Source organism: Phormidium sp. CCY1219, assembly GCF_035615515.1.
In the GTDB taxonomy this organism is placed as follows: Bacteria; Cyanobacteriota; Cyanobacteriia; order Cyanobacteriales; family Laspinemataceae; genus CCY1219.
In genome coordinates, this window is the sequence record NZ_JAJENT010000895.1 from 1 (window position 1) to 218 (window position 218).

General features: G+C 52.8%; 1 protein-coding gene. It reads right to left on the minus strand.

Going from position 1 to position 218, the window contains the following annotated elements; translation table 11 throughout:
• A partial coding sequence (locus LKK83_RS29420; protein WP_324635025.1) for an ELWxxDGT repeat protein occupies positions 1-218 on the minus strand: 218 nt, incomplete at both ends.

The window sequence follows — 218 nt, forward strand, 5'->3', positions numbered from 1 at the left end:
ATCTTTAACTAAAACCGTACCTGCTGCGGTGCCGTCGCTCTTCCATAGCTCAAAGCCGTTGGTGCCGTCGTCGGCTCCAAAGTACAGGGTGCCGTTGATGTTGGTTAAATTAGAGGGATTTGAGCTACCCGAACCAGACCTGATATCTTTAACTAAAACCGTACCTGCTGCGGTGCCGTCGCTCTTCCATAGCTCAAAGCCGTTGGTGCCGTCGTCGG